Source organism: Streptomyces niveus, from assembly GCF_001723055.1.
In the GTDB taxonomy this organism is placed as follows: domain Bacteria; phylum Actinomycetota; class Actinomycetes; order Streptomycetales; family Streptomycetaceae; genus Streptomyces; species Streptomyces niveus.
In genome coordinates, this window is sequence record NZ_MDCR01000205.1 from 1 (window position 1) to 6,627 (window position 6,627).

At 73.7% G+C, this 6,627-nt stretch carries 4 protein-coding genes; 3 read left to right on the forward strand and 1 reads right to left on the reverse strand.

Features of this window, described 5'->3' with window-relative positions; translation table 11 throughout:
* The first annotated feature begins 80 nt into the window (after nt 1–80).
* The 3 genes from BHU15_RS23570 (at nt 81) to BHU15_RS40310 (ending at nt 4,662) form a co-directional block, all read left to right on the forward strand.
* The gene (locus tag BHU15_RS23570; protein WP_078494328.1) at nt 81–1,058 is read left to right on the forward strand and encodes an SMI1/KNR4 family protein; all 978 of its coding nucleotides are present in this window, start codon (nt 81–83) and stop codon (nt 1,056–1,058) included.
* Between the two features lie 5 nt (nt 1,059–1,063).
* Nucleotides 1,064–3,505, forward strand: coding sequence for an SUKH-4 family immunity protein (locus BHU15_RS23575; protein ID WP_069629030.1), 2,442 nt, complete (start codon nt 1,064–1,066; stop codon nt 3,503–3,505).
* A 260-nt stretch (nt 3,506–3,765) separates the two neighbouring features.
* Complete coding sequence (locus tag BHU15_RS40310; RefSeq protein ID WP_069629031.1) at nt 3,766–4,662, forward strand: coiled-coil domain-containing protein; 897 nt, start codon at nt 3,766–3,768, stop codon at nt 4,660–4,662.
* A 48-nt stretch (nt 4,663–4,710) separates the two neighbouring features.
* Here the strand turns inward: BHU15_RS40310 and BHU15_RS23585 are convergent, their stop codons facing one another.
* On the reverse strand, nt 4,711–6,300 hold the full coding sequence (locus BHU15_RS23585) for an MDR family MFS transporter (RefSeq protein ID WP_079128332.1): 1,590 nt from the start codon (nt 6,298–6,300) through the stop codon (nt 4,711–4,713).
* Nucleotides 6,301–6,627 lie beyond the last annotated feature (327 nt).

Consider the following 6,627-nt stretch of genomic DNA (forward strand, 5'->3'; position numbering starts at 1 on the left):
GGGCGGAGGGGCGGCGTCCCCTCTTGCTTCACCGCATAGGCTGTGCCGAACCAGTCAGAAGCCAGCAGGGGGCATCCGCCATGACGACAGGTCGGCTCGGTCAGCAAGCCGCGCCACCGAACGCGGCCTACGCCGGGCAGGTCGTTCGATTCCCGGACCCGGTCCGGGCGTCCCGCCACCCCAGAGGTGTGCCGGTGGACGGCGACGGCTTCCCGGACTTCGCGCCGTACGCGCGTGCCGCCGCCGAGATCGCCGAGCCTCCCGAGGGCTTCGGTGTCGACGAGCTGCGCCTCACGGACTACGTGTCCGCGAACGCCGCGCTGCACGCCGACGGTCACGAACTGTGGGACACCATCCCGGCCGTGGCCACCCCGCACGGCTGGACCTGGCACCACGCGCCGAGTTCGCGACGGCTGCTGCTGGTGCCGGTGGAGGTCAAGGCGCTGCTGCGTCATCACGGCGGGCTGGCGACGACTCTGGTCGATCACGACAAGCGCGGGACGCGTCCTCTTCAGGAGACGCGGCCGGTGCACTTCGGACTGCCGAAGGGTTCGGTGTCGGTGACCGAGCAGCAACTGCTCGGTGTGGAGGAGGACCTCGGCTACCGGCTGCCCGGCGCGTACCGCACCTTCCTCAAGGCGGCCGGCGGCTGCGCCCCGGTGGGGGCCGCGCTGGACGCGGAGTTGGGGCTGCTGGTGGACCAGCCGTTCTTCACCGTGCGTGAAGAGGCGGCGGTCAACGACCTGTTGTACGTCAACAAGTGTCTGCGGGACCATCTGACCAAGGACTACCTGGGCGTTGCGTTCGTCCAGGGCGGCATCCTGGCGGTGAAGGTACGGGGCGAGCAGACCGGTTCGGTCTGGTTCTGCGCGTACGACGACGCGCGTGACCGCGACGGCTGGAGCGTGACGGAGCGGGTGGAGCGCCTGCTGCTGCCCTGCGGAGCTGACTTCGACGCCTTCCTTATGAGGCTGGCGGGCAATCCGCCGGAGCTGGACACGGTGGCGAACCTGATGGTGGACGGCGGCTTCGCCCGCGCCGTCCCGGTGGAGGGGTGAGCGCGATGGTGACATTCGCTCAGGCGCAGGAACGCGCGGACGAGTGGGTCAACGGCGACATGCCCGCGTATCAGCACCGTGAGGTGCGGGTGCGGGAGTTCGAGCTGGGGTTCGTGGTGTGGGCGGAGGACCGCCCGGACGGTCCCAGGTCGGACGGCGGCGTACAGCGACTGGTGATCGCGAGGGACAGCGGCGAGGCGACGCTGTGGCCGGGGCTGCCGGTGGGTGAGGTGATCCGGCGGTACGAGGAGGAGTACGGGGCGCTGGCGACGGCCCAGGCGCAGGAGCCGCCGAAGGCGCCGCAGCGTATCGATCTGAATCAGACGTCCTTCTTGCTGACGCCGCCGGAGTGGTTGCAGGACGCGGCGGACAGGATGGGTGTTCCGGGGGGTTCGGCGTCGGGGTCTGGCTCTGGGTCGGGCTCGGGTGCTGGTGCTGGTGTGCCCGCGCCTGCTGCTGGTTCCGCGCCTGCGGCCTCGGCCTCGGCCTCGGCTTCGCAGAGCAGCAGTTCGCCGGCCGGGGACACGCCCTGGGCCGGTACGGACACCAACTCCGTCGGTGAGGACGCCTCGGTGGGGCTTCCGGCGACGGTCTTCGCGCCGCCGCTGTCCGGGGCGGACGACGACGACACACCGCCGCCCGGTCTGGCCGCCGAGGCGCCGACGGCGCTGATGTCGGGCGGCAGCCAGCTGCCGCGTACGCACCTGGCTCCGGGGCTCGGCGGCCCGGCGGCCCCGGCTTCCGGCCCGGCTCCCGTTCCCGCCCCCGCGTCCACCGCCGGTGACATCGCCGACGCGGCGACGAGCAAGGCGACGGCGCCGCCGCGCGGCGCGCGTGGCGGTGCCTCGGCTCCGCCGCCGCCCGGTGCCCCTGGCGTCCCCGGAGTTCCGGGCCCGCCCGGTCCGCCCGGTGTGCCTGGTGCCGCTGGGGCTGGTGGCCCTGGTGGTCCCGGTGGTCAGCCGCCCGGCCCGCCTGGTCCACCCGGTGCTCCCGGCGGTGGTTACCAGCCGACGCAGTTCGCCCCGAGCCTCGGGTCGGGCGGTCCGCAGCCTCCGGGTCCGCCCGGTGCGCCCGGCACGCCCCCGCCCGGTGGCGTCCACCACGCGGCGACGATGTTCGCGGACCCCAGCCAGGGCGGGCAGCCGCAGCCTCCGGCCGGCCCCCGGCCGCCCGGTCCGCCCGGTGCTCCGGGGATGCCTCCGGGTCCGCCCGGACCGCCTGGTACGCCGCCGGGTGGTGTCCACCACGCGGCGACGATGCTCGCGGACCCGAGCCTGGGCGGTCAGCCTGGTGCCCCTGGGATGCCCCCGGGTCCGCCCGGTGCGCCCGGCACGCCCCCGCCCGGTGGCGTCCACCACGCGGCGACGATGCTGGCCGGCCCCGGCGGCGTACCGGGTCCGCCGCCCGGCACCCCCGGCCCGCCTCCCGGCGCCCCGCCGGGCACGTACGGCTACCCGCAGCAGCCCACCGGCCTGCCGACGGTCGGCCCCGGCTACCAGGCCGTGCTGCGCTACCGCGCGCCCGACGGCTCCGAGGCGCAGCTCATCCGCCGCTCGGCGCCCGGCACGCCGCATCCCGAGTGGCAGATACTGCACGAGCTGCGCGCCATGAACGTGCCGCCGCAGCAGGTGCTCGAACTCCACACCGAGCTGGAGTCCTGCGAGCTGCCCGGCGGTTACTGCGCGCGGATGATCCGCGAGACCTGGCCGCAGGTGCGGATCACCAGCGTCGCCCCGTACGGCAGGGACCACTCCAGCCGTCAGCAGGGCATGCGGCATCTGCTCACCCACCAGGGCGAGTTGCACCAGGTCGCGGACGGTCCGGCGCGTCCGGCGCCGGTACGGGCCCCGCTGCCGCAGGTGCCGCCCGCGCAGCCGGTGCCGCCGGAGGCCGTCGCGCAGGAGCTTGCGGGGGCGTTCGGGCCCCAGGGCATCTGCCGGTTCGACCAGCGGGCGGTGTCCCGTCAGGGCGTACCGGAGATCGTGGCGCGCACGCTCGTGTGGGCGGGTCTGCCAGCCGATTTCGGCCCGTTCTTCTGGGCACAGCCCGCGCAGCCGGTGGTGCCGACGCTGGCCGAGCTGGCGGCGCAGCGGCAGGTCCAGCCGGCGGCGGACGCGGGCTCGTACCTGGTCATGGGCAGTGACTTCGGCCGGGCGATCTGTGTCCAGTACGGCACGGCGCACATCATGGCCGTGTCGGTCGAGACGGGGCCGGGCGGTCAGACGATCCCGCCGCAGTTCGTGAACACCGGGCTGCCTGAGTTCACGCGCTCGATGGCGCTGCTGGGCCGCATGTGGCGGCTGCGTTTCGGGCTCAACCCGGAACAGGCGGGCCGCTGGACCGTCGACTTCCAGGCGCAGCTCGCCGCGATCGATCCGGCGGCGCTGTCGTCGCCGGAGAGCTGGTGGTCGGTCCTGCTTGAGCAGATGTGGGACGGGCTGCTCTGACCGTACGGAGCCGGTCCGGCGGTGAGATCCGCCACGTGGGAACGTACGGCCGGGGCGCCCCCGTGGATCCACGGGGGCGCCCCGGCCGTACCGGCGCCTGGACCGGGCGATGGCTTGAACGTGTCGGCCGCGCCTTCTGTACGGAAGCGAGGTCGGGCGGGTGGCGTCAAATGCCGCATCCTTGAGCAGGATGGACGGGTGGGGCGTTTCGTAGGGACGCCCCCGGCCCCGTCACCGTAGGTCGGAGAGAGGCTTCAGGAATGGCTGCTGCACGGGCATCGGCTCACGGCTTCGACCCCGTCCGGGGCCGTGGTTACCGCCCCGAGCAGGTCGACCGGCGGTTCGCGGAGCTGTCGCGGGACCAGTCGGACGCCGAGGCGGAGGAGCAGCGGCTGGCGGCTGTCGCGGAGCGCCTTCAGTTGGAGGCGGAGCTGCTGCGGCAGCAGGTCGAGGCACTGCCGCCGCAGACGTACGAGTCACTGGGGGAGCGCGCCCGGCGGATCCTGGCACTGGCCGTCGAGGAGGCGGACGCGGCGCGCGCGAGCGCGCGGGAGGACGCGCAGGCGCTGCGCGACGAGTCGGGTCGCGACGCACGCCGTACGCGCGAGGCGGCCCGCGCGCACGCCGACGCGGTCGCGGCCGACGCGGACGCGTACGCGACGCGCGCCGTGGACGGCGCGCAGGGCACGGCCGACGAGCAGCGGACAGCCGCGCGCCGGGACGCCGAGGGCGTACGGGGCGCGGCGCTGGCCCGCTACGACGAGATCCGGGAGCGTACGGAGGCGCTGCTCACCGAGCTGTCCCAGGAGCACGCGGAGCGGCTGGCCGCCACGGAGCGGGAGTTCGCGGGCCGTGAGGCGCAGGCGCAGGATCACCAGACGGAGCTGGCCGCCCGGGCGGACGGTCAACTGGCGGAGGCGAAGCGTGCCTTCGCGCAGGCCGAGGAGAACGCCCGGCACATCCAGGAGGACGCCGTCGCCCGCGCGGAGGAACTGATCGCGCAGGCACGGGCGGCGGAGGAGCGGACCGTACGGGAGACGGAGCGGATCCTGAGGGAGCACACCGAGGTCCGCGAGGAGGTGCAGGCGCGGATGACGCACATCCGTAACAGCCTGGCGGCACTGACGGGTCGGGCACCGGCGGACGCGGAGAGCTGAGCGCGGCCTGTCCTCCTCAGGAGGTCGACAGCCCGAGGAGCTTGTGTTTCAGGCGGTGTCCGCCGGGGGGCCGGGGGTCTTCTGGGGCCGCACGCCCGGGGCCGCGTCCGGAGACGTGCCCGGCGTGGGGTCCGACGCCGGGTCGGGGTGGACGGGGAAGCGGCGTGGCGCCACGAAGAGGAGCACCAGCAGGCAGAGGGCACCGGCCACCGCCGCTCCCAGGAAGACGGAGTCGACGGCTGAGTCCACCGCGCGGCGCAGGAAGTCCGCCGCGCGGTCGGTGAGGGCCCCGGGGTCGTCCAGGGCGTGCGCCACGGAGTCCAGGTCGCGCGGGAGACCGGAACCGGGCGCGTCGGCGAGCCTGTTGGTGAGGACGCCGTTGGCCAGCGCCCCGAAGAGCGCGGCGCCGACGCTCTGGCCGAGCTGCCGGCAGAACAGGATCGACGCGGTCGCCGTACCGCGCTCCGACCAGCCGACCGTCCCCTGTACGGCAATGATCAGCGGCAGTTGGAACAGCCCGAGCCCCGCGCCGAGCACCAGCATCAGCAGCGCCGGCTGCCACGCCTGGCCGGGGAAGGGCAGCAGAAGGAAGGCCAGCAGCACCAGCGTCGCGAGTGACATGCCGGTGATCGCGGTACGGCGGAAACCGACGCGGTTGTAGACGCGGTCGCTGAGTGCCGCGCTGATGGGCCAGGTCAGGGTCATCGCCGAAAGGACGAACCCGGCGGCTATCGGGCCGAGGCCGAGGACGGACTGCGCGTACGTCGGCAGGAAGACCGTCGGCGCGATCATCAGCAGCCCGAGCGCGTCGAGCGCGAGGTTGACGGCGGCGATGGGACGACGGCGCCAGACCCAGCCGGGGATGATCGGCTCGGCCGCGCGCCGTTCGACGAGGAACGTGACGACGGCGAGGAGCGCGGTGCCGCCGAGGAGCGCGAGCGAGGGGACGGAGAGCCAGGGCCAGGCGACACCGCCCTGGACGAGGGCGGTGACCAGGAGCGTTCCGGTGGCGAAGACGGCGAGCGCGCCGGCCCAGTCGACCCGGGGGCGGTTACGGGGCGGGGGACCGCCGCTGGAGCGGGGGCCTCGCTTCGTACGCGCGGCGGTGGAGGTGTCGCGGCCGGGTTCGTGGAGGTGGCGGACGGTGAGGTAGAGCGCGAGCGCGCCCACCGGCAGATTGATCACGAAGATCCAGCGCCAGTCCGCGTAACCGGCGAGCAGCCCGCCGATCGCCGGCCCCGCGATGGATGACGTGGCCCAGACGGTGGAGAGCTTGGCCTGGATCTTGGGGCGTTCCTTGAGGGGGTAGAGGTCGGCGGCGATGGTCTGCACCGTGCCCTGGATCGCGCCGCCCCCGAGGCCCTGGACGATGCGGAAGGCGATCAGCGACCCCATGTTCCACGCGGTGGCGCACAGGACCGAGCCGACGAGGAAGAGGACGATGCCCGTGATCAGCACGGGCTTGCGGCCGAAGGTGTCGGAGAGCTTTCCGTACAGGGGCAGCGTGACCGTCGCGGCGAGCAGATAGCCGGAGAAGAGCCAGGAGAAGACCGAGAAACCGCCGAGGTCTCCGACGATCTGCGGGACGGCGGTGGAGAGGATCGTGCCGTCGAGCGCGGCCAGCGCCATGCCGAGCATCAGGGCGGCGACGACGGGACCGCGGCGGGGCCCGGGTATGACGGTCACGAGATCCCTTCCCTATGCAGGTATTTCCCTGGGACACCTTCTCACTTGACACTGCCGTCGCGGCAGGGTGCAGGGTTTCTCCCGGAGGCGAACCCTCAGAGGCGCTCCACCTGAGGGTGGACAGCCCTTAGGTGGTTCTCCCTACTTCCGGCCAGGGCCGGTTCGTCCCGCCGGAGGAGGAGAAGAGGGGTGCCCGTTCTTTAAGTTGGTCCTACACCGCAGGGGGCCGGTCGGGGGGCCGGGCGGTGCGGGGAGGGGGACGGGCCCGAGGGGGGCTAC